Raw genomic sequence first — 22221 nt, 5'->3', positions numbered from 1 at the left:
TCGCGCCGGCCCCCGTGCGCGGGCGGCTCAGGCGACGGATGCCGCGGCCCGGCGCTCGCGGCGGATCCGCGCGAGCCCGCGGTTGACCTGCCGCGCCCACAGCGGTCCTCGGTAGATGAACGCGGTGTAGCCCTGGACGAGGGTCGCGCCCGCGTCGAGCCGCTCCTGCACGTCCTCGGCGGTCTCGACGCCGCCCACGGAGACGACGCAGAGGCCGGAGGGCACCTGTTCGCGGATGAGCTTCAGCGCTTCGAGCGATCGCACCGCCAGCGGCGCACCGGACAGTCCGCCGGCGCCGATCGCCTCGACCTCCGCCGCGGGCGTGACGAGCCCGGCCCGCGAGATCGTGGTGTTCGTGGCGATGATGCCGTCCAGGCCGAGTCGGACGACGAGCTCGCAGATCCGCACGAGCTCCGCATCCTCGAGGTCCGGCGCGATCTTCACGAGCAGCGGGGTCCGGCCCGCCGCCGCGCGGACGGCCTCGAGCAGCGGCGCGAGCGCGTCGAGCTCCTGCAGGCCGCGCAGGCCGGGCGTGTTCGGCGAGCTGACGTTCACGACGAGGTAGTCGGCGTGCGGGGCGAGCACCTTCGTGCTCCGCACGTAGTCCTCGGTCGCCTCCTCGACGGGCGTCACCCTGCTCTTGCCGATGTTGACGCCGAGCACGGGGCGATGACGACGACGCGACAGCCGCGAGACCCGGCCGGCCGCGGCATCCGCCCCGCCGTTGTTGAAGCCCATCCGGTTCACGAGCGCGCGGTCCGCGATCAGGCGGAAGAGCCTCGGGCGCTCGTTGCCGGGCTGCGGCAGCGCGGTGATCGTGCCGACCTCGACGTGGCCGAAGCCGAGGTTGCCGAGGCCGACGACCGCGAGCGCGTCCTTGTCGAAGCCGGCGGCGACGCCGAACGGGGAGGGGAAGCGCAGGCCGAGCGCTTCGACGGCGAGCTCGGGTGCGGGGCCGGTCGCACGCTCGACGAGCCGGCCGACTCCGAGCGTCGGGAGCGCGCGGATGACGCGGAACGCGAGGTGGTGGGCGCGCTCGGGGTCCATGCGCGAGAAGACCAGGGAGAAGAGGAGTCGATACATGCCTGGATCAGGCTACCGGAGCGGGGTCGGGGCGCCCGACGCCCTCGTCACTCCGCGGGCCGGGCCGGCAGCCGGCCGTGCTCCTCGCGGAGGGCCTCGATCGCCGACTCGAAGTCGTCCAGCGACTCGAACGCCTGGTACACGCTCGCGAAGCGCAGGTAGGCGACCTCGTCGAGTTCCCGCAGCGGCGGCAGGATGGCCAGCCCGATGTCGTTCGCCTCGATCTGCGAGGCGCCGGTCGAACGGATCGTCTCCTCGACCTTCTGCGCGAGCACGGCGAGGTCGGAGTCGGTCACGGGCCGGCCCTGGCAGGCCTTCTTCACACCGAGCACGACCTTCTCGCGACTGAACGGCTCGATCACGCCCGAGCGCTTGATCACGGCGAGGCTCGCCGTCTCGGTGGTCGAGAATCGACGACCGCATTCCGGGCACTGGCGGCGGCGGCGGATCGACAGGCCGTCGTCGCTCGTCCTCGAGTCGATGACGCGGGAATCGGGATGGCGGCAGAAGGGGCAGTACATGGTGCTCTCAGCGTAGCGCCGGGATCAGTGCCGCTCTCCGAAGCGGGCGCCGACCGCCTCGCCGTGGGCCGGGAGGTCCTCCTCCTCGGAGAGCGTCGCGATGATCGGCGCGACCGCGCGCAGCGCGGCCTCGTCGTAGCGCACCACCTGCTGCGGACGCAGGAACGTCGCCGCGGAGAGCCCAGCTGCGTGGCGGGACTGGCCGCCCGTGGGCAGGACGTGGTTCGAGCCCGCGGCGTAGTCGCCGAGGCTCACCGGCGAGTACGGCCCGATGAAGATCGCGCCCGCGTTCTCGATGCGGGCGAGCACCGCGTCCGCATCCCGGACCTGGATCTCGAGGTGCTCGGCGCCGAACGCATTCGCGAAGTCGGCGGCCTGCGCGAGGTCGTCGACGAGTACGACCGCAGACTGCACGCCCTCGAGCGCCGCGCGCACCCGATCGGAGTGGCGGGTCTCGGTCGAGCGGACGACGAGCCGTTCGGCGACCCGCTCGGCGAAGCCGACCGAGTCCGTCACGAGCACGGCCGCGGCGAGCTCGTCGTGCTCGGCCTGGCTGACGAGGTCGGATGCCACGAAGTCGGGGTCGGCCGCGTCGTCGGCGATCACGAGGATGTCGGTCGGCCCTGCCTCGGCGTCGATGCCCGTGACGCCCTGCACGACGCGCTTGGCGGCGGCGACGAAGACGTTGCCCGGGCCGGTGACCCGCTGCACGGACTCGAGGCCGAGTTCGGGCACGCCGAAGGCGAACGCGCCGATGGCCCCCGCGCCGCCCATCGCGTAGACCTCGTCGATGCCGAGGAGGCCCGCGACCCCGGCGATCGTCGGATGGATCCGCCCGCCGTGCGCGGCCTGCGCGGGCGAGGCGAGGGCGATCGACCGCACGCCGGCGACCTGGGCCGGTACGACGTTCATGACGACGCTCGACGGGTAGACGGCCTTGCCGCCAGGCACGTAGAGCCCCACGCGGCCGACCGGCTGCCACCGCTGCTCGACGACCGCTCCCGTCGCGAGCACCGTGCGCTCGGGCGCGGGCACCTGCGCGGCGCTCGCGGCACGGACGCGGTCGATGGTCGATTCGACGGCGCGACGCACGTCGGGCCGCAGTGCGTCCCGCGCGGCGGCGAGCTCGCCGGCCGGCACCCGAACGGCCCGCGGCCGGACCCGGTCGAACCGCTCGGCCTGGTCGAGCAGCGCCGCCTCCCCCCGCGCGCGCACGTCGTCGATGAGCGCCCGTGCGGGCTCGAGTGCGGCGGCGACGTCGGTCGCGGCCCTCGGGACGAGCTCGAGCAGCTCGGACGCGGTCGGACGGGTGCCTCGGAGGTCGATCGTGCGTAGCATGGCCCGCTCAGCCTAGCGATCCGTGCGGAACGGCCGCTGGGAGCGACGTCACGTGAGGCAGTTCGGCCCGAGGAGGCTCTTCAGCTCGCCGTAGAAGTCGGCGCTCACCGCGACCGGGTACGGCAGTTCGAACACGCGTGCGGTCCGTCCCTTCGTGAGCTTCAGCCGCACCTCGGTGTCGCCGCGGTGGCGGATGAGCACGTCGCCGAGCGCCGTGATCGTGTCGGTGGTCGCCCGCACGTCGGGCAGCGAGATCACGACGGGCCCGGTGCCGTCGTCCTGTCCGACCTCGGGCTCGAAGACGCTGTAGGCGTGCAGGTTCATGCCGTCGTCGCGCATGCTGACCCGGCCTCGGACGACGACGATCGAGTCGCCCTTCAGGGCGGGCGCGAACTCCTGGTACGCCTTGCCCATGAACATCACGGTGATCTCGCCCGAGAAGTCCTCGACCTGGATCATGCCGTACTGGTTGCCGGACTGGCGGGCGACGCGATGCTGCACGCTCGTCACGAGACCGGCGATCGTCGCGACGTCGCCGTCCTGGGTACCGTCGGAGCTCATCAGGTCGGTGATCGTCGTCGAGGCGTGCTTCGCGAGCGTCGCCTCCAACCCCGCGAGCGGGTGGTCTGAGACGTAGAGGCCGAGCATCTCTCGCTCGAAGGCCAGCTTGTCGCGCTTGGCCCACTCCGGCCGATCGGGCACCGGCGACGGCGCGGCCTCCTTCTCGTGGTCCTCGAAGAGGCTGTCGAAGTCGAAGCCGACGTCGCCGTTCTCCTCGGCGCGCTTCTCCTTCACGGCCGCCTCGACGGCGCCCTCGTGGATCTCGACGAGCGCGCGTCGCGTGTGGCCGAGCGAGTCGAACGCCCCCGCCTTCACGAGCGACTCGACGGTGCGCTTGTTCGCGACCTGCGTCGGCACCTTCTTCAGGAAGTCGTGGAAGGTCTCGAAGCGCCCCTTCGCGTCGCGCGACGCGCGGATCGCATCGACCACGTTGAAGCCGACGTTGCGGACGGCACCGAGGCCGAAGCGGATGTCGTCGCCGACGGCGGCGAAGAATCCGATCGACTCGTTCACGTCGGGCGGAAGCACCTTGATGCCCATCCGGCGGCACTCGTTGAGGTAGAGCGCCAGCTTGTCGCGCGCGTCGCCGACGCTCGTGAGCAGGGCCGCCATGTACTCGGCGGGGTAGTGCGCCTTGAGGTAGGCGGTCCAGTAGCTGAGCACGCCGTAGGCCGCGGAGTGCGCCTTGTTGAACGCGTAATCGGAGAAGGGGAGCAGGATCTCCCAGAGCTTCTGGATCGCGGCATCCGAGTAGCCGTTCGCCTTCATCCCGCCGGAGAAGCCCTCGTACTGCTTGTCGAGCTCGGACTTCTTCTTCTTGCCCATCGCGCGACGCAGGATGTCGGCCTGGCCCAGGCTGAAGCCCGCGACGCGCTGCGCGATGGCCATGACCTGCTCCTGGTAGATGATGAGGCCGTAGCTGGTGTCGAGGATGTCCTTCAGCGACTCCGCGAACTCGGGGTGGATCGGCGTGATCTCCTGCAGCCCGTTCTTGCGCAGCGCGTAGTTCGTGTGCGAGTTCGCGCCCATCGGGCCCGGACGGTAGAGCGCGATGACGGCCGAGATGTCCTCGAAGTTGTCGGGCTTCATCTGCCGCAGCAGCGATCGCATCGGACCGCCGTCGAGCTGGAAGACCCCGAGCGTGTCACCGCGGGAGAGGAGCGCGTACGCCTCGGGGTCGTCGAGCTCGAGGTCCTCGAGCACGGGGCGGAAGCCGCGGTTGGCCTCGATGTTGTCGAGCGCGTCGTCGATGATGGTCAGGTTCCTGAGGCCCAGGAAGTCCATCTTGATCAGGCCGAGCGACTCGCAGGCGGGGTAGTCGAACTGCGTGACGATCTGGCCGTCCTGCTCCCGCTTCATGATCGGGATGATGTCGATCAGCGGCTCGCTCGACATGATGACGCCCGCGGCGTGCACGCCCCACTGGCGCTTGAGGTTCTCGAGCCCCAGCGCCGTGTCGAAGACGGTCTTCGCCTCGGCATCCGTCTCGATGAGGGCGCGGATGTCGCCGGCCTCCTTGTAGCGCGGGTGGTCCTTGTCGAGGATGCCGGAGAGCGGGATGTCCTTGCCCATCACCGCGGGGGGCATCGCCTTCGTCAGCTTCTCCCCCATGCCGAATGGGAACCCGAGCACGCGGCTGGAGTCCTTCAGCGCCTGCTTGGCCTTGATCGTGCCGTAGGTGACGATCTGCGCCACGCGCTCGTCGCCGTACTTGTCGGTGACGTACTTGATGACCTCGCCGCGACGACGCTCGTCGAAGTCCACGTCGAAGTCGGGCATGGAGACGCGGTCGGGGTTCAGGAAGCGCTCGAAGATGAGGCCGTGCTGGAGGGGGTCGATGTCGGTGATCCGCATGGCGTACGCCGCCATCGAGCCGGCGCCGGAGCCACGACCCGGACCCACCCGGATGCCGTTGTCCTTCGACCAGTTGATGAAGTCGGCGACGACGAGGAAGTAGCCGGGGAACCCCATCTGCGAGATGACGCCGACCTCGTAGTCGGCCTGCTTCCGCACCTCGTCCGGGATGCCCGCCGGGTAGCGCTCGTGGAGGCCCTTCTCGACCTCCTTCACGAACCAGCTCTGCTCGTCCTCCCCGGACGGGACCGGATAGCGCGGCATGTAGTTCGCGCTGGTGTTGAACTGCACGTCGCATCGCTCGGCGATGAGCAGCGTGTTGTCGCACGCCTCGGGGTGGTCGCGGAAGAGGTGCCGCATCTCGGTCGCGGACTTCAGGTAGAACTCGTCGGCGTCGAACTTGAAGCGATTCGGGTCGTCGAGGGTCGATCCCGACTGGACGCACAGCAGCGCGGCGTGGCTCTTCGCGTCGTGCGCGTGCGTGTAGTGCAGGTCGTTCGTGGCGACCAGCGGGAGGTCGAGCTGCTTGGCCAGCCGCAACAGGTCGTCCATGATGCGCTTCTCGATGCCGAGCCCGTGATCCATGATCTCGGCGAAGAAGTTCTCCCTGCCGAAGATGTCGCGGAATTCGGCCGCCGCGGCGACCGCTTCGTCGTACTGTCCCAGCCGCAGCCGGGTCTGCACCTCGCCGGACGGACAGCCGGTCGTGGCGATGAGCCCCTTCGAGTAGGTCTGCAGCAGCTCGCGATCCATCCGCGGCTTGAAGTAGTAGCCCTCGATCGATGCCCGGCTCGAGAGCCGGAACAGGTTGTGCATGCCCTCGGTGGTCTCCGAGAGCAGCGTCATGTGGGTGTACGCACCGGAACCCGAGACGTCGTCGCCGCCGCCGTTGCCCCATCGGACGCGCGTCTTGTCGCTCCGGTGCGTGCCCGGCGTGAGGTACGCCTCGGTCCCGATGATGGGCTTCACCCCGGCATCCGTCGCCTGCTTCCAGAAGTCGTACGCGCCGAACACGTTGCCGTGGTCGGTCACGGCGACGGCCGGCATGCCCTCGGCCGCGGCGGCCTTCATCAGCTCGCCCACCCGGGCCGCCCCGTCGAGCATCGAGTACTCGGAGTGGACGTGCAGGTGGACGAAGGAATCGGCGGCCACAGGGCTCCTCATCGAATGGTGCAGCGAGCGGTTCTGGGGGTGCTTGCAGTCTATTGGCCGCCACCGGCACCGAGCGGTCGGCGCGGCGGAGGGTCAGTCGCCGGAGAGCACGTCGAGCGCGTGCTGCAGGTCGTCCGGGTAGTCGGACTCGTAGGTCGCCCACTCCCCCGTGCCCGGATGCGTGAACGAGAGCTGCCGCGCGTGCAGCCACTGCCGGGTGAGCCCGAGCCGCGCGCTCAGCGTGGGATCGGCGCCGTACATCGTGTCGCCCGCGCACGGGTGCCGCTGCGCCGACATGTGGACGCGGATCTGGTGCGTCCGGCCGGTCTCGAGGTGGATCTCGAGCAGCGAGGCGTACGGGAACGCCTCGATGGTCTCGTAATGGGTCACGGCGTGCTTGCCGTCGACCGTGACGGCGAACTTCCACTCGGAACGCGGATGCCGCCCGACCGGGGCGTCGATGGTGCCCGCGAGTGGATCCGGCAGCCCCTGAACCACTGCGTGGTAGATCTTCTCGACCTCGCGATCGTGGAACGCGCGCTTGAGCGCGGTGTACGCCGTCTCGGACTTGGCCACGACCATCAGGCCGCTCGTGCCGGCGTCCAGTCGGTGCACGACGCCCTGGCGCTCGGGGGCGCCGGACGTCGAGATCCGGTAGCCGGATGCCGCGAGCGCACCGACCACGGTCGGGCCCTCCCAGCCGAGCGACGGGTGGGCGGCCACCCCGGCCGGCTTGTCCACGACGACGATGTGCTCGTCGTCGTGGACGATCCCGAGGTCGGGCACCGGGATCGGCTCGATCTCGAGTGTCCGAGGCGGCGCCCAGCTCACCTCGAGCCAGGCGCCGGCGCGGAGTCGGTCGGACTTGTCGACGGCTCGTCCGTCGAGGCTGACGCCACCCGCCTCGGCGAACTCCGCGGCCTGGGTTCGGGAGAAGCCGAGCAGCTTCGCGATCCCGGCGTCCACGCGAACGCCGTCGAGCCCGTCCGGGACGGGCAGTGCGCGGTGCTCCACGTCAGGACTCGCGTGCGAGTTCGGCCGGCGAGCCGCCGCCTCGCGCTTCACGGCCCGGCTCGGGCGCCGTGGCGTCCGAACCGTCGCCGTCGCGCACCGGTCGCGAACCATCGAGCCCGATGCCCCGGATCGTCAGGATCATGAACAGGATCATGCTCGACACGATGGCGATGTCGGCCACGTTGTAGATCGCCGGCAGCATCCAGGGCGTCGAGATGAAGTCGATCACGTGTCCGATGCCGAAGCCCGGCTCTCGGAGGAGGCGGTCGGTCAGGTTGCCGAGCACGCCGCCGAGCAGGAGCCCGAACACGAGCGCCCAGGCGATCGAGCGGATGCGACGGGCGAACCAGATGATGAAGGTGATCACGCCCGCCGCGAGGATCGTGAACACCCAGGTCATGCCGCTCGCGAAGGAGAACGCCGCCCCCGGATTCCGGACGAACTGCCAGTGCAGCAGGTCGCCGATCACCTGAACGGTCTCACCCTCGGCGAGGGTCGTGACGACGAAGTACTTGCTGACCTGGTCGACGGCGTAGACCGTGATCGCGACGCCGACCAGGACCAGCAGTGCGGTGACGCCGAGCCTGGCCGTTCGCTCAGCCGCCAAAGCCCTGGAAGGTCGGGGCGGGCTGCTCGCCCGACGTCGTCGGGGCGTAGCCACCGCCGACCTGAACCGGCTGCGCCGTGTCGAGGTCGCGCAGCTGGCCCTCGATGTAGCTCTTCAGCTTCGCGCGGTAGTCGCGCTCGAACACGCGGAGCTCGTCGACCCGCTTCTCGAGCGCGACGCGCTCCTGGTCGAGGATGCCCATCTGCGCGCGCTGCTTGGCCTCGGCCTCGGCGACGATGCGAGCGGCGGTGGCGTGCCCCTCGGCGATCAGCGCATCGCGCTTCTCGACACCCTCGCGCACGTGCTCCTCGTGGAGTCGACGTGCCAGCTGCAGGAGGTTCGTGGTGCTCGTCTGCTCGTCGATCTCGGACTGCGGCATCGCCGTCTGCGTGGGCACCGCGACGGTCGGAGCAGCCGCGGCCGGCTCGGCGTACGTCTGGGCCGGAGCCGGCGCTGCGGCGGGGGCTCCGGCACCCTCCGTGGAGCGCGACTCGGCGGCGGCGAGGCGCTGGCGAAGCTCCTCGTTCTCCTGGTTCAGGCGGCGCAGCTCGACGACCACCTCGTCGAGGAAGTCGTCGACTTCGTCCTGGTCGTAGCCCTCCCGGAACTTCGTCGCCTGGAAGCGCTTGTTGACCACATCTTCCGGAGTTAGCGCCATGGCTTCCCACCCTCAAATCTGTCGAACGGTTCGATCACGTTCTGCTAACGGTAGCAAAGAGAACCTCGCTGCCGCAGAGCGTCGGCCGGATGGCGCGCCCCGATCGCGCTCGACTCAGGCGGCCGCTGCGGCGCCCGCCGCAAGCCACGAGACGACGGTCATCGCGATGATGACGACGAGCATGGCGACGCTCCAACCGAGATCCAGCGCCACCTGACCGAGGCGGATCGGCGGGATCAGCCGTCGGAAGAAGCGCACCAGCGGGTCGGTCACGGTGTAGACGGCCTCGACGAGCACCAGCACGACCCCGCGGGGTCGCCACGATCGATTGAACGTCCGCACCAGGTCGAGGACGAACCGCGCCCACATCACGAAGAAGTAGATGAGGAGGAGCGTGTAGACGAGGTTCCAGACGACAGCGAGTGCGCTCACGTCCGGGAGTCTACGCGTGCGAGAAGAAGGAGGAATCCACGTCGGCCTCCCCCTCGCCCGCCTCGCCCGACACGACGACGTGCGCCGGCGAGAGCAGGAACACCTTGCTCGTCACGCGCTCGATCTTGCCGTGGAGGCCCTGCGAGAGCCCGCTCGCGAAGTCGATGAGTCGACGTGCGTCGGCGTCGGACATCTGGGACAGGTTGATGATCACCGGGACGCCCTCCCTGAAGGACTCGGCGATCACCTGGGCGTCTCGGTACTGGCGCGGGTGCACCGTGAGGATCTCGTTCATCTCCGCCTGCGGGGGTGTCGGTTGCACGTGGTGCTTTCGGAGGGGGGTGACGGCGGCGCCGCCCTTGGGTGCCGGTGCGGGCGCGGCGTGCACGACCGGCGCCGGTGACGCGGCGGCCGGAGGCGACTCCGGCTCGAGCTCCTCGTCGGCGAGTCCCAGGTAGACCATGGTCTTCTTGAGCGGGTTCGACATCGCTGCCTCCGTCAGGGTGGTTCCGTGATTCCGAGGCTAGCCTCCGGTCGGCCGGTTCCCCGTGATTGCCGTGCCGATCCGAAGGTGTGTCGCACCCTCCAGGATCGCGTCGCGATAGTCGTGGGACATGCCCATCGACAACGCCGTCGCGGCGGGCGCGATCGATCGGACGCGTTCGGACAGCGACCGGACGCGCGCGAAGGCGGCCCGCGCCGGCTCGTCGAGCGGCGCGACCGCCATCAGGCCGAGCAGTCGGATCCCGGGCGTGGCGAGGACGCGCTCGACCATGGGCTCGAGCACCTGGGGGGCGACTCCCCCGCGCCCGGGGTCCACGGTCAGGTTGACCTGGATGAAGCCGTCCACGGTCGCCTCGTCGGAGCGCAGCGCGTCCACGAGCGAGTCGCGGTCGATGGAGTGGATCACCGAGGCGTAGGCGCGCACCTGCCGCGCCTTCTTGCTCTGCAGCTGCCCGACGAAGTGCCAGCGCAGGTCGAGGTCGGCGAGCGCACGGGCCTTGGCCTGCGCCTCCTGGTGGCGGTTCTCCCCGATGTCGCGGACGCCGAGGCTCGCGAGTTCGCGGATGAGCGACTCCGGGTGGAACTTCGTCACGACGATCGTGGTGATGTCCCCTGGGTCCCGGCCCGCGTCGCGTGCCGCCTCGGCGACGCCGGAACGGACCGACTCGAGCCGTTCTGCGAGCCCGCTCACGAGACGCCGCCCGGGAGGTCCGGGCGGCGCCTCGGCGCGCGAGCGATCACTTCAGGAAGTCGGGGATGTCGAGGTCGTCCGACTCGTCGCCGAACGCCGGATCGGAGACGATCTGGTCGGCGGTCGCGCTGGCCTCGCCCCAGTTGGCGGTCTCGACGAGTTCCTCGATGTCGATCTCGGTGATGCCCTCGACCGCCTCGCCGCCCAGGAGTCCCGAGCCTGCCCCGCCGGCGGCGGACGCTCCGACCGCCGCCGGGACGGCGGTCGGCTGGCGGAGCTCCGCGGTCCTCGGCATCGGGTCGCCGCCGTCGAAGCCTGCGGCGATCACCGTCACGCGGACCTCGTCGCCGAGCGTGTCGTCGATCACCGCACCGAAGATGATGTTCGCCTCGGGGTGCACGGCCTCCTGGACGAGCCTGGCCGCGTCGTTGATCTCGAAGATACCCAGATTCGACCCGCCCTGGATCGAGAGCAGCACGCCGTGAGCGCCGTCGATCGAGGCTTCGAGCAGCGGACTCGCGACCGCGAGCTCGGCGGCCTTGATCGCTCGATCGGCGCCCCGTGAGGAGCCGATCCCCATGAGGGCGGATCCCGCACCCTGCATCACCGACTTCACGTCGGCGAAGTCGAGGTTGATGAGGCCGGGCGTCGTGATGAGGTCGGTGATGCCCTGCACACCGGCCAGGAGCACCTGGTCGGCGGTGGCGAAGGCCTCGAGCATCGAGATCCCGCGATCGCTGATCTCGAGCAGGCGGTCGTTCGGCACGACGATGAGGGTGTCGACTTCTTCCTTCAGGCGCGCGACACCCTGCTCGGCCTGGGTCTGGCGACGCTTGCCCTCGAAGCTGAACGGCTTCGTCACGACGCCGATCGTCAGCGCGCCGATCGACTTCGCGATGCGCGCCACGACCGGGGCTCCCCCCGTGCCGGTGCCGCCGCCCTCGCCGGCGGTGACGAAGACCATGTCGGCGCCCGCGAGCGCCTCCTCGATCTCCTCCGCGTGATCCTCGGCCGCGCGTCGTCCCACCTCGGGGTCGGCACCCGCACCGAGCCCTCGGGTCAGGTCGCGCCCGACGTCGAGCTTGACGTCGGCGTCGGACATGAGCAATGCCTGGGCGTCGGTGTTGATCGCGATGAACTCGACGCCGCGGAGGCCGAGTTCGATCATCCGGTTGACGGCGTTGACACCGCCGCCGCCGATGCCGACGACCTTGATGACGGCGAGGTAGTTCTGGTTTGTCGACATGTCCGGCCCTCTCTGCGAACTCTAAACCCTGAACCTCTACTCGAAGGTTAAAGTTTTGCCGAGTATGCAATTCCTGAATCGAACGTTAGGGGGCGGCACGGGGCCGTTCGCTCGCCGGTCCCGGCGTGTCGCGATCCCGACCGCCGTGTCTCATCCGGTGACCGGGCTGAGCGGGGCGGAGACGTCGTAGCGCGCGACCTGGTCGGGCGGCGCGGCCGCCATCAGGTCGCGCAGGACGGTCGCCTTGAGCGCCGCATCGTCGGCGCTCCCCCAGACCACGCTCGAGCCCTCCTCCAGCTCGAACCGGACGTCGTCGGCGGACTCGGCCGTGACCGACGCGATCGCCGCACGCACTTCGGGCGGAAGGCTGCGCAGGACGCGTCCGGCCGCGATGAACGCCGCGCCGTCGACGCCGCCCTCGACCTCGATCAGCGGGAGTCCATCCGGGATCTCCTCCACCCGCTCCACGACCACGCCCGCGGCATCCACCGCCATCAGCCCCGACGACGTGTCGAGCACCCCGACCGGCGTGCGCTCGACGATCCGCACGACCAGCGTGCCCGGCGGCACCGTCTCGGTCGCATAGGTCTCGATGAGCGGGAAGGCCGCAAGTGCGCGCTGGACCTCGTCCGGTGCGATCAGCGGCAACGGCGTGCCGACGCGATCGTCGAACGCGGCCCTGACCTCCGCTGCAGCGATCCGGGAGGTGCCCTCGACCCGCACCTCGCGCAGCGCCATGAGCGGCGAGTACGCGACCGCGACCGCCGCGATCCCGATGGCGACGACCGAGGAGACGACGGTGATCCAGGTCGCGCGTCGGAGCCGGCTCCGCCGGGTGAATCGCCGGACCTCCTGCCGCTCGTACCTACGTCGGGCACGCTCGGCTGCGGCGAGCTCCCGACGCGTGGCTCGATCGTCGCGGGGGGAACCGGTGCCATCCGCACCGCGCCCCGACCCGCGCGTGCCGGCGGAGCCCTTCGGCCCTGCCTCGACCACGACATCGCCCACGGGCAGCGCGATGGGCTCGGTCGCACTCCGGTCGCGGTCCTTCGCGCCCGAGGTCGGCGCGGGACGCCGGGCGGGCCTGCCCTTCCGGGCGCCAGTCGCCTCGGCGGTCGGGCCGGAGCCGCCGGTCGGCGGGATCGTGGACGGCGCGGACCCGGCTCGAACCGGTCGCGCTCCGTCGAATCCCTGCGGCCGCTTCACCGGACTCCGATCAGGAATCCCGCTCGCGTTCGAGCGATCCGAGCAGCTGGGGCACGATCCGGTAGACGTCGCCGCAGCCGAGCGTGATCACGAAGTCGCCGGGCCGGGCGATGCGCGCCGTGTGGTCGGCGGCCTCCTGCCAGTCGGCGATGAACGCCACGCGATCGGGGTGCTCGAAGCGCTCGCTCACCAGCGCGCCCGTGACGCCGGGCTCGGGATCCTCGCGCGCGCCGTACACGTCGAGCACGACCGTCTCGTCGGCGAAGCGCTCGAGGACCTCGGCGAACTCCTTCGCGAACAGCCGCGTGCGGCTGTACAGGTGCGGTTGGTGGACGGCGATGATGCGACCGTCGCCGACCACCGTGCGCGCGGCCGAGAGCGCCGCGGCCACCTCGGTCGGATGGTGGGCGTAGTCGTCGTACACGCTGACGCCGTCGATCACGCCGTGCAGCTCGAACCTCCGACCGGTGCCGGCGAAGCGCGAGATGCCCTCGAGCGACGACGCCGGATCGAATCCCAGGCCCACCAGCACGGCGAACGCGCCCGCGGCGTTGATCGCGTTGTGCCGTCCCGGGATCCGCAGCCGGGCCCGGTACGTCGAGCCCTCGTGGTCGACGGCGAACGAGACGGGCCCGTCGGTCTCGATCGAGTGCACGCGGAAGGTGGCATCCGCCGCCTCGCCGAACGTGAGCACGCGCTCGTGCGACAGCCGCTCACGGACGCGCGTCGCGCCCGAGTCGTCGGAGGAGATGACGACGAACTCGTTCGCGCGATCGGCGAAGTCGACGAATGCCTGCTCGAACGCGTCGAGCGAGCCGTAGTGGTCGAGGTGATCCGGGTCGACGTTGGTGATGAGCGCCACCGAGGTGTCGTAGAGGAGGAAGGAGCCGTCGGACTCGTCGGCCTCGACGACGAAGAGCCCGCCCGTGCCGGACGCCGCGCTCACGCCGAGTTCCTCGATGACGCCGCCGTTGACGAAGCTCGGGTCCTCGCCGAGTGCGAGCAGCCCGGTGATGATCATGCCCGTCGAGGTGGTCTTCCCGTGGGCGCCCGCCACCGAGACGAGCCGCTGCCCGGAGATCACGGAGGCGAGCGCCTGCGAGCGATGCAGCACCGGCAGGCCACGCGACAGCGCCAGCTGGTACTCCGGGTTGTCCTGCCAGAGCGCACCCGTCACGACGACCGTGTCGACCTCGTCGGGCAGGTTCTCGGCCGCGTGGCCGATCGAGATCGTCGCCCCGAGCTCGCGGAGCGCCGAGACGTTCGCCGAGTCGCGGACGTCGGAACCGGTCACACGGTGGCCGGCGCCGAGCGCCAGGCGCGCGATGCCGCTCATGCCCGAACCGCCGATGCCGATGAAGTGCACGGCGCCGAGGTCGGCGGGGATCGCGATGGAGGGGTCGGGCTTGATGGTCACGGTATCGCGGTGCTTCCTGGAGAGGGGTTCGGTCGGTTCAACGTTACGCGCCCGCGCCGCCCGCGCCGCCCTCGCGGTGCAGCGCGCCGTCGACGAGCTCGATCATGCGGTCGGTGCCGTCGAGGGCGCCGACGGATGACGCGGCCCGGGCCATCCGCTCGAGGCGGTCCCGATCGGCGAGGAGCGGGACCACCTCGCGGGCGACCCACTCGGGCAGGAACTCGGCGTCGTCGACCAGGATGCCGCCGCCCGCCTCGACGACGCCGGCGGCGTTGAAGCGCTGCTCGCCGTTGCCGACCGGATAGGGGACGTAGACGGCCGGGATCCCGAGCGCGGAGAGCTCGCTCACGGTCGCCGCCCCCGCCCGTGAGACCGCTGCATCGGCGATCGCGAGTGCGAGGTCCATGCGGTCGGCGTACTCGACCATCCGGTAGTCGGCGATGCCGGGGTCGTCGACCTCGGACTTCGCGCCGGTCACGTGCAGCACCTGCCAGCCCGTGCCGACGATCGTCGACGCGCTGTCGACCGTCGTGCGGTTGATGCGGCGTGCGCCGAGCGAGCCGCCCGTGACGAGCAGCACCGGCCGCGCCGGATCGAGTCCGAAGTGCGCGGCGGCCTCGTCACGCTGCGCGTCGCGGTCGAGGACCTCGATCTCGCGGCGGAGCGGCATCCCCACGAACTCGGCGCGCGGCAGGGGCGTGCCCGCGAAGGCGACGCCCACGCGTGCCGCGAACCGCGCGCCCAGGCGATTCGCCAGCCCGGGCCGGGCATTGGCCTCGTGGATCACCACCGGGATGCCCGCCCTTCGCGCGGCCAGGTAGGCCGGGGTCGACACGTAGCCGCCGAAGCCCACGACCACGTCGACTCCGCGAGCGGCGATCATCTCGCGCACGTCGGCGATCGATCGTCGGAAGCGCGATGGGAAGCGCAGCGCCGCGCCGTTCGGCCGGCGAGGAAAGGGGACCTTCTCGATGGTCAGCAGTTCGTAGCCCCGAGCCGGTACGAGGCGCGCTTCGAGGCCCTCGGCCGTTCCGAGCACGAGCACGACCGACTCGGGGTCGCGCTCCCCCAGGCGGTCGGCGACGGCGAGCAGCGGATTCACGTGGCCGGCGGTGCCGCCGCCGGCGAGGAGGTACGTCGTCATCGCGCGCGGGCCGCCTTCGAGGGACGACGCGCAGGGGTCCTGGCGCCGGCGCGCGCCGGCACCCCCGGGTCCCGGGCGACGGAGAGCACCACGCCGATCGCGAAGAGGGTCGTGAGGAGCGCGGTGCCACCGGCCGACACGAGCGGGAGCGGGACACCGAGGACGGGGAAGACGCCGAGCACGACACCGATATTGACACACGCCTGCCCGACGACCCACACGAGCACGGCTGCCGCGACCGTGCGACCGAACGGCGTCGCCGCGCCGCGCATCACCCGGGCGAGCGCGATCGCGAGCACCACGAAGAGCCCGATCACCACGACGGCTCCGATGAGCCCGAGCTCCTCGCCGATGATCGCGAAGATGAAGTCGTTGTCGGCGGCAGGCAGCCACGACCACTTGGCCGCCGAGTTGCCGAGCCCGACGCCGAAGATGCCGCCGTTCGCCATCGCGAAGGTGCCGTGCTGGATCTGCCAGCAGTCGCCGAGGTTGTACTTCGCGCAGTCCTCCTCGAGGAACGCGGTGATCCGCCGCATCCGACTCTCGCTCGAGACCGCCACGAGCGCGAACGCCGCCCCGCCGAAGAGCACGGGCACGGCGAGCAGGCGCAGGGGCACCCCGATGAGGAAGAGCGTGCCGAGGAGCATCGCCGCCATGACCATGACGGTCCCGAGGTCGCCGCCGAGCAGCACGAGCCCGATGGCCCCGCCGCCCACGAGCAGGATCGGCATGATGCCCGTGCCGAAGTCGCCCAGATGATCCTGCTTCTTCGTCACGATGAGGCCGAGCCACAGCACGAGGGAGACCTTGATGAGCTCGGAGGGCTGGAACTGGACGGGCCCGAGGTTCAGCCAGTTCGTGTTCCCGCCGACCTCGACGCCGAGCGGCGTCGCGACGACGAGAAGCTGCAGGACGCACGAGACTCCGAGCACGAGCCAGGCGATCCGCATCCAGAACCGCTCGGGCATCCGGCCCGCGAGCAGCATCACGGGCACCCCGATCAGGGCGTAGGTCGCCTGCTGCGCCGCACGGGACGTGAAGTCACCGTCGTTCGCCAGCGCGGACTCGACCTGCGAGGACGAGAGCACCATGACGAGGCCGAGCACGACGAGGAAGAGCACCGTGCCGAGGAGCAGGAAGTAGTCCTTGGACTCGGGGCGGAAGACGCCGAGGCGGATCCGGGCGGCGAGCCCGGTCGACTCAGTCCGCTGGGTCGGCCGGGTCGTCCGAGGTGGGCTGGTCATGCCCCTCCCCTCCGAGCCGGTCGCGGACGGCCTCGTGGAAGCGCCGGCCGCGGTCGGCGTAGTCCGCGAACTGGTCCATCGATGCCGCCGCGGGCGCGAGGAGCACGGTGTCCCCCTCCTCGGCGACGGAGGCCGCGAGGGCGACCGCGTCGGGCATCACGCTCTCAGTGTCATCCGCGAGCACCTCGAAGACCGGCAGTCCGGGCGCGTGTCGGCGGAACGCCTCCACGAGCGGCGCTCGGTCGAGTCCGATGACCACGGCCGCACGCAGCCGCGCGACGTGCCGAGCCACGAGCGCGTCGGCGTCCACGCCCTTCAGCAGCCCGCCGACGATCCAGACCACCGGGCTGAAGGCCTGCAGCGAGGCCTCCGCCGCGTGCGGGTTCGTCGCCTTCGAGTCGTCGATCCAGCGGATGCCGCCGACGGTCGCGACCGCCTGGATGCGGTGCGCGTCGAGGGTGAATCCCGCGAGCGCGTCGTGGATCGCCGCGACGGGCACGTCGATCGACCTCGCGAGCGCGGCGGCCGCGAGGATGTTGGCGACGACGTGCGGGACCGCGAGTCCCAGCGGCTCGAGCTCCTCGAGCGTCGTGATCTCGAGCGCCGTCGTCCGACGGTCCTCGAGGAAGGCGCGGTCGCAGAGGATGCCGTCGACCACGCCGAAGTCGCTCGGCCCGGGAGTGTCGAGCCCGAAGCCGATCGCGCGGGCGCCCTCCTCGACCTCGGCGTCCTCGACCATCGAGCGGGTCGCCTCGTCGGCACGGTTGTACACGCACGCGACCTTGGTGTTCGCGTACACCTTCGCCTTGGCGTCGCGATACGCATCGGCCGAACCGTGCCAGTCGTAGTGGTCGTCGGCGAGGTTGAGGCACACGCTCGCGACCGGGTGCACCGCACCGGGCCCCGTCGTCGGCAGATGGTGCAGCTGGAAGCTCGAGAGCTCGACGACGAGCACGTCGTACCCGAGCGGGTCGCGGACCGCGTCGAGCACGGGAACGCCGATGTTGCCGCACGGAGCGACGCGCGCGCCGCCCGCCGCGACCAGCGTCGCCGCCAACTGCACGGTCGTCGTCTTGCCGTTGGTGCCCGTGACGAGCATCCACTCGGACGCCCTCACCTTGTCGCGCACCCGCCATGCGAGCTCGATGTCGCCCCAGACCGGCACACCCGCCCCGTCCGCCCACCGCAGCATCGGGTGGTCGGGGTGGAACCCGGGAGAGACGACGACGAGGTCGGGGGCGGATGTCGCGAGCTCGTCGGGCACGACGTCGAGCGGATGCACCACGAAGTCGACGCCGATCACGTCGAGGATGCGAGCACGCTCGTCATCGGGCGACGCCGCGTACACCGTGACCCGCGAGCCGAGCTCGGCGAGCGTGTCGGCCACGGCGAACCCCGTGACGCCGAGCCCGAGCACGGCGACGCGCAGGCCTCGCCACCCTTCGGAGTGCCAGCTGGTCAGGCCGTCGAGGCGCGCTGCGCCGGCCGAGGCATCCGTCAACTCTGCAGCCATTCGAAGTAGAACGCACCGACGCCCGCGGCGACGAAGAGTCCGCCGATGATCCAGAACCGGACGACGATGGTGACCTCGGCCCAGCCCTTTAGCTCGAAGTGGTGGTGGATCGGACTCATCAGGAAGATCCGCTTCCCTCCCGTGACCCGGAAGTAGGCGCGCTGGACGATGACCGAACCGGCCTCGATCACGAAGAGTCCGCCGACCAGGAGCAGGAGCAGCTCGGTCTGGCTCGTGATCGCGAGCGCGGCGAGGGCGCCGCCGAGTGCGAGCGAGCCCGTGTCGCCCATGTAGATGTGGGCGGGGTTGGTGTTCCACCAGAGGAATCCGACGACGGCGCCGACGATCGCCGTGGCGACGATCGCGAGGTCGAGCGGGTCGCGCACGTCGTAGCTGCGGTAGAGGTCGCTCGGGTTGAGGTTCTCGCTGAACCGCGACTGGTTGAACTGCCAGAAGCCGATGATGATGAACGAGCCGATCGCGAGGATCGACGCCCCCGAGGCGAGTCCATCGAGCCCGTCCGTCACGTTCACGCCGTTCGAGGCGGCCGCGGTGATGAGCACGATCCAGACGACGTACGCGATGATGCCGACGACCGTGCCGAGCACCAGGAAGTCGAGCGGAAGGTCGCGGATGAACGAGATCTTCGTCGAGGCCGGCGTCGCGCCCTCGGCGTTGGGGAACTGGAGGGCGAGCAGGGCGAACACGGCGGCCACGAGGGTCTGGCCGGCGATCTTCGCCCAGCCGCCGAGGCCGAGGCTCTGCTTCTTGCGGGTCTTCAGGAAGTCGTCGACGAACCCGACGAGGCCGAGGCCGACCATCATGAACAGCACGAGGAGTCCGGATGCGGTCGGGCCGTCCCCCACGAGCGCGGTCGCGACGAAGTACCCGAACAGCGTGCCCAGGATGAAGATGATGCCGCCCATCGTGGGCGTGCCCCGCTTCACGTGGTGCGTCTTGGGACCGTCGTCGCGGATGAACTGGCCCCACCCGAGTCGCGTGAAGAGCCGGATGAACAGCGGCGTCAGGAACAGGGTGAACGAGAGCGACAGGGCTCCGGCGGTCAGAAGTGCTCTCACGCGAACCATTCTCCCAGTCGGTCGCCGAGGTGGCGGAGGCCCGCCGAGTTCGACGATTTCACGAGCACGGTGTCCCCCGGACGAGCCGACGCCGTCACGAGATCGAACGCGTCGTCCGCCGAGTCCACGTACGCCGACTCACCGTCCCACGACCCCTCGTTGATGGCCGTGATGTGCAGGCGACGCGCGGCCTCGCCGACGACGACGAGCTGCGAGATGCCGAGCCGGACGGCGAGGAGGCCGATCCTGTCGTGCTCCTCCCCCGAGAACTCGCCGAGCTCGCTCATCTCGCCGAGCACCGCGATGGTCCGAGCCCCCGGACGCTTGACCTGTGCGAGCGTCTTCAGCGCGGCGGCCATCGAGTCGGGGCTCGCGTTGTACGCGTCGTTGATGATCGTGATGTCGTCGCGACCGCCCATGACCTGCATGCGCCACTGCTCGGCGAGCGTGACCCGCTCGAGGCCGGCGACGATCGTGGCGAGCGGCACGCCGAGCTCGAGGGCGGCGGATGTCGCAGCCAGCGCGTTCATGACGTGGTGCTCGCCGAGTACCGAGAACCGCACGCGGGCCGACTCGCCGCCGGGGACGGTGATCGTGAACTCGGTGCCCTGCGGATGCACGGTGATGTCCGATCCGCGGACCTCCGCTCGATCGCCGAGGCCGAACCACACGACCCGAGCCGAGGTCCGCTCCGCCATGGGTGCCACCCGCGGGTCGTCGACGTTGAGCACCGCGACATCGGTCGGCAGCAGGTCGGTGACCATCTCCGACTTGGCCTGCACGGTCTTCTCGATGCCGCCGAACTCGCCGGCGTGCGCGAGGCCGACCTTGAGGACGATGCCGACGTCGGGCCGGGCCATGCGGATCAGCCGGGCGATCTCGCCCACGCCCGATGCGCCCATCTCCGCGACGAGGAACTCGGTCTCCTCGGTCAGCTCGAGCATCGTCGTCGGCGCACCGACCTCGTTGTTGTAGCTCTTCCGCGCGGCGACCGTCGGACCGACCTGCTCGAGCACCGTGCGCAGCAGGTTCTTCGTGGTGGTCTTGCCGTTGGACCCGGTCACGCCCACGATCCTCAACCGACCGAGCGCGCGCACGCGCCGGACGACCTCGGTCGCGAGCGCGCCGAGCGCGTCGACGGAATCGGCGACGACGATCTGGGCGACGGGGAGCTCGAGGGCGTGCTCGACGATGAGGAGCGCCGCGCCCTGCTCGACGGCCGCCGGCGCGAAGCGGTGGCCGTCGTCGAACTCGCCGCGCTTGGCGACGAACACGCCGCCCTGCGCGACCTCGCGCGAGTCGGTCGTGACGGCGCCGTCGACGACGGTCTCGGGTGTCGCGTCGGTGCCCGCGGACTCGAATCGGCCCGAGGTCGCTGCGGCGATCTCGGCCATGGTCAGCGCGATCATCCGAGCCACCCCGCTTCCTGCAGTGCGAGCCGGGCGTCGTCCCTGGCCGAGTACGGATGCTTCACTCCGGCAACCTCCTGGTAGTCCTCGTGCCCGGGGCCGGCGTAGAGGATCGCATCGCCCTCGCCGACGAGGGAGAGCGCGTGCCGGAAGGCGGCGCGCTGGTCGGCGATCTCGTGGATCTCGCGGTCGGGGACGGCGGCCCGCGCGCCGGCGATCAGCGCGGCGCGGATCGCCGCGGGGTCCTCCCACCGGGGGTGGAAATCGGTGACGACGAGTGCATCGGCGCCGCGCGCGGCGATGGCGCCCATCTCGGCGCGCTTGGTCGTGTCGCGGTCGCCGTCGGCGCCGAAGACCATGACCACGCGGCCGTCGGTCGTGCGCCGGATCGCCTCGAGCGCCTGCGTGAAGGCGTCGGGCGTGTGCCCGTAGTCGATGTAGACGACGGGGCCGCGATCACCGGAGACGCGCTCGGTCCGCCCGGGGATGTAGGCGTCGATGCCGTGCTCCGCGACCGCCCCGGCGATCAGGTCGAGGTCATGGCCGGATTCGACCAGCATCACGATGGCGAGCGCGGCGTTCGCGGCGTTGTACCGGCCGATGAGCGGGATGCTCGTCTCAAGCGCCCGCCCGTCGGGGCCCTCGAGACGGAACCGCGTCTGCGTCGGCGTCTCGTCGAGGACCGCGAGGTGCCAGTCAGCGTCGACGTCAGGCTCGATCGCGAGCGTCGCGACCGGGATCCGCGACTCCGCGACGAGGCGCTCGCCCCATTCGGAATCGACCGTCACGACACCGCGCCGCGCGCGCTCCGGGGTGAACAGCTCCCGCTTCGCGTCGAAGTACTCGAGCATCGACGCGTAGTCGTCGAGGTGGTCGTGCGAGAGGTTGGTGAAGCCGACGACGTCGAACACGATGCCGTCGACGCGGTGCCGGCTGAGCGCCTGCGCCGAGACCTCGATGCCGACGGCCCGGACGTCGACCTCGCGCATGCGGGCGAGCAACGCGTGCAGCTCGCTCGCCTCGGGCGTGGTGAGCGAGCTCGTCACCGCCTCGTCGCCGATACGGCGCTCCGCCGTCGACGTGAGCCCTGCGACGACGCCGAGCTGCCGCAGGACGGCGTAGAGCAGGTACACCACGCTCGTCTTGCCGTTCGTGCCGGTGACGCCGAACAGGGTCGCGGGGTTCTCGGCGGTGCGGTGGATCCACGCCGCCACCTCGCCGAGGGCCGCGCGCGCGTCGGGCGTGACGAGCACCGGAAGGCCCGACCCGGCGGCGCGCTCGACGCCGGCGGCATCCGTCAGCAGCGCCACCGCGCCGTTCGCCGAGGCCTGGGCTGCGTAGTCGGCGCCGTGGGCGTGACGACCGGGCACGCCGACGTACAGGTCACCGCCGTGCACCGCCCCGGAGGCGATCGCGACGCCGGTCACGTCGAGGTCGTCGATCCCGCCGCGCACCTCGAATCCGAACGCGTCCGCGAGGCCGCGGAGCGATCGAGGACTCGGGTGCTGCGGCCGGAGTGCCGTGGGAGGCGATCCGGTCACGAACCCA

The 22221-nt window shown here is 70.8% G+C and carries 19 protein-coding genes; all 19 read right to left on the bottom strand.

The window, feature by feature from the left end:
• Positions 1 to 27 precede the first annotated feature (27 nt).
• Positions 28 to 1083: a quinone-dependent dihydroorotate dehydrogenase gene (locus ACSJD1_RS13805; protein WP_438855861.1), complete on the bottom strand. Its 1056-nt coding sequence runs from the start codon at positions 1081 to 1083 to the stop codon at positions 28 to 30.
• A 47-nt stretch (positions 1084 to 1130) separates the two neighbouring features.
• The gene (nrdR, locus tag ACSJD1_RS13800) at positions 1131 to 1604 is read right to left on the bottom strand and encodes a transcriptional regulator NrdR (protein ID WP_129233566.1); all 474 of its coding nucleotides are present in this window, start codon (positions 1602 to 1604) and stop codon (positions 1131 to 1133) included.
• Positions 1605 to 1628: 24 nt separating this feature from the next.
• Positions 1629 to 2942 (bottom strand): histidinol dehydrogenase, encoded by a 1314-nt coding sequence (gene hisD / locus ACSJD1_RS13795; RefSeq protein WP_438855860.1) that lies wholly within the window; start codon positions 2940 to 2942, stop codon positions 1629 to 1631.
• A 48-nt stretch (positions 2943 to 2990) separates the two neighbouring features.
• Positions 2991 to 6461, bottom strand: coding sequence for a DNA polymerase III subunit alpha (gene dnaE, locus ACSJD1_RS13790; protein WP_438856041.1), 3471 nt, complete (start codon positions 6459 to 6461; stop codon positions 2991 to 2993).
• 141 nt (positions 6462 to 6602) lie between these two features.
• Positions 6603 to 7523 (bottom strand): RluA family pseudouridine synthase, encoded by a 921-nt coding sequence (locus tag ACSJD1_RS13785; RefSeq protein ID WP_438855859.1) that lies wholly within the window; start codon positions 7521 to 7523, stop codon positions 6603 to 6605.
• A gap of 1 nt (position 7524) precedes the next feature.
• Complete coding sequence (gene lspA / locus ACSJD1_RS13780) at positions 7525 to 8130, bottom strand: signal peptidase II (protein ID WP_438855858.1); 606 nt, start codon at positions 8128 to 8130, stop codon at positions 7525 to 7527.
• Positions 8120 to 8788, bottom strand: coding sequence for a DivIVA domain-containing protein (locus tag ACSJD1_RS13775; RefSeq protein WP_438855857.1), 669 nt, complete (start codon positions 8786 to 8788; stop codon positions 8120 to 8122). Before ACSJD1_RS13775 ends, lspA begins: the two co-directional genes overlap by 11 nt.
• 114 nt (positions 8789 to 8902) lie before the next feature.
• The gene (locus tag ACSJD1_RS13770; RefSeq protein ID WP_166548517.1) at positions 8903 to 9220 is read right to left on the bottom strand and encodes a YggT family protein; all 318 of its coding nucleotides are present in this window, start codon (positions 9218 to 9220) and stop codon (positions 8903 to 8905) included.
• 10 nt (positions 9221 to 9230) lie between these two features.
• Entirely contained in the window at positions 9231 to 9707 is a 477-nt protein-coding gene (locus ACSJD1_RS13765; RefSeq protein ID WP_438855856.1) for a cell division protein SepF, read from the bottom strand.
• 36 nt (positions 9708 to 9743) lie between these two features.
• Positions 9744 to 10415, bottom strand: a complete 672-nt coding sequence (locus tag ACSJD1_RS13760) for a YggS family pyridoxal phosphate-dependent enzyme (protein WP_438855855.1) — start codon at positions 10413 to 10415, stop codon at positions 9744 to 9746.
• 46 nt (positions 10416 to 10461) lie between these two features.
• Positions 10462 to 11661 (bottom strand): cell division protein FtsZ, encoded by a 1200-nt coding sequence (gene ftsZ / locus ACSJD1_RS13755; RefSeq protein WP_438855854.1) that lies wholly within the window; start codon positions 11659 to 11661, stop codon positions 10462 to 10464.
• A 150-nt stretch (positions 11662 to 11811) separates the two neighbouring features.
• Positions 11812 to 12867 (bottom strand): FtsQ-type POTRA domain-containing protein, encoded by a 1056-nt coding sequence (locus ACSJD1_RS13750; RefSeq protein WP_438855853.1) that lies wholly within the window; start codon positions 12865 to 12867, stop codon positions 11812 to 11814.
• 10 nt (positions 12868 to 12877) lie between these two features.
• A complete protein-coding gene (gene murC / locus ACSJD1_RS13745) occupies positions 12878 to 14284 on the bottom strand; it encodes a UDP-N-acetylmuramate--L-alanine ligase (RefSeq protein ID WP_438855852.1) in 1407 nt (468 codons plus the stop codon).
• 43 nt (positions 14285 to 14327) lie between these two features.
• Positions 14328 to 15428, bottom strand: coding sequence for an undecaprenyldiphospho-muramoylpentapeptide beta-N-acetylglucosaminyltransferase (gene murG / locus ACSJD1_RS13740; RefSeq protein ID WP_438855851.1), 1101 nt, complete (start codon positions 15426 to 15428; stop codon positions 14328 to 14330).
• Positions 15425 to 16672 carry a putative lipid II flippase FtsW gene (gene ftsW, locus ACSJD1_RS13735; RefSeq protein WP_438855850.1) on the bottom strand — a complete coding sequence of 416 codons (1248 nt, stop codon included), beginning with the start codon at positions 16670 to 16672 and terminating at the stop codon, positions 15425 to 15427. The genes murG and ftsW overlap by 4 nt, the downstream gene beginning before the upstream one ends.
• A complete protein-coding gene (murD, locus tag ACSJD1_RS13730) occupies positions 16629 to 18185 on the bottom strand; it encodes a UDP-N-acetylmuramoyl-L-alanine--D-glutamate ligase (RefSeq protein ID WP_438855849.1) in 1557 nt (518 codons plus the stop codon). Before murD ends, ftsW begins: the two co-directional genes overlap by 44 nt.
• Complete coding sequence (gene mraY, locus ACSJD1_RS13725; protein WP_438855848.1) at positions 18170 to 19264, bottom strand: phospho-N-acetylmuramoyl-pentapeptide-transferase; 1095 nt, start codon at positions 19262 to 19264, stop codon at positions 18170 to 18172. Before mraY ends, murD begins: the two co-directional genes overlap by 16 nt.
• Complete coding sequence (locus ACSJD1_RS13720; protein WP_438856040.1) at positions 19261 to 20673, bottom strand: UDP-N-acetylmuramoyl-tripeptide--D-alanyl-D-alanine ligase; 1413 nt, start codon at positions 20671 to 20673, stop codon at positions 19261 to 19263. The genes mraY and ACSJD1_RS13720 overlap by 4 nt, the downstream gene beginning before the upstream one ends.
• Positions 20670 to 22214, bottom strand: a complete 1545-nt coding sequence (locus tag ACSJD1_RS13715; protein WP_438855847.1) for a Mur ligase family protein — start codon at positions 22212 to 22214, stop codon at positions 20670 to 20672. The genes ACSJD1_RS13720 and ACSJD1_RS13715 overlap by 4 nt, the downstream gene beginning before the upstream one ends.
• Between the last annotated feature and the right edge of the window lie 7 nt (positions 22215 to 22221).

The organism is Agromyces excoecariae (genome assembly GCF_051715505.1).
Classification (GTDB): domain Bacteria; phylum Actinomycetota; class Actinomycetes; order Actinomycetales; family Microbacteriaceae; genus Agromyces.
This window is presented reverse-complemented; position numbering and strand designations above follow the sequence as displayed.

Bases quoted from the DNA above. Each gene is read 5' to 3' on its own strand.
- ACSJD1_RS13805 (WP_438855861.1), bottom strand. From the start codon at position 1,083: ATGTATCGACTCCTCTTCTCCCTGGTCTTCTCGCGCATGGACCCCGAG.
- nrdR (WP_129233566.1), bottom strand. From the start codon at position 1,604: ATGTACTGCCCCTTCTGCCGCCATCCCGATTCCCGCGTCATCGACTCG.
- hisD (WP_438855860.1), bottom strand. From the start codon at position 2,942: ATGCTACGCACGATCGACCTCCGAGGCACCCGTCCGACCGCGTCCGAG.
- dnaE (WP_438856041.1), bottom strand. From the start codon at position 6,461: ATGCTCGACGGGGCGGCCCGGGTGGGCGAGCTGATGAAGGCCGCCGCG.
- ACSJD1_RS13775 (WP_438855857.1), bottom strand. From the start codon at position 8,788: ATGGCGCTAACTCCGGAAGATGTGGTCAACAAGCGCTTCCAGGCGACG.
- ACSJD1_RS13765 (WP_438855856.1), bottom strand. From the start codon at position 9,707: ATGTCGAACCCGCTCAAGAAGACCATGGTCTACCTGGGACTCGCCGAC.
- ftsZ (WP_438855854.1), bottom strand. From the start codon at position 11,661: ATGTCGACAAACCAGAACTACCTCGCCGTCATCAAGGTCGTCGGCATC.
- murG (WP_438855851.1), bottom strand. From the start codon at position 15,428: ATGACGACGTACCTCCTCGCCGGCGGCGGCACCGCCGGCCACGTGAAT.
- ftsW (WP_438855850.1), bottom strand. From the start codon at position 16,672: ATGACCAGCCCACCTCGGACGACCCGGCCGACCCAGCGGACTGAGTCG.
- murD (WP_438855849.1), bottom strand. From the start codon at position 18,185: ATGGCTGCAGAGTTGACGGATGCCTCGGCCGGCGCAGCGCGCCTCGAC.
- ACSJD1_RS13720 (WP_438856040.1), bottom strand. From the start codon at position 20,673: ATGATCGCGCTGACCATGGCCGAGATCGCCGCAGCGACCTCGGGCCGA.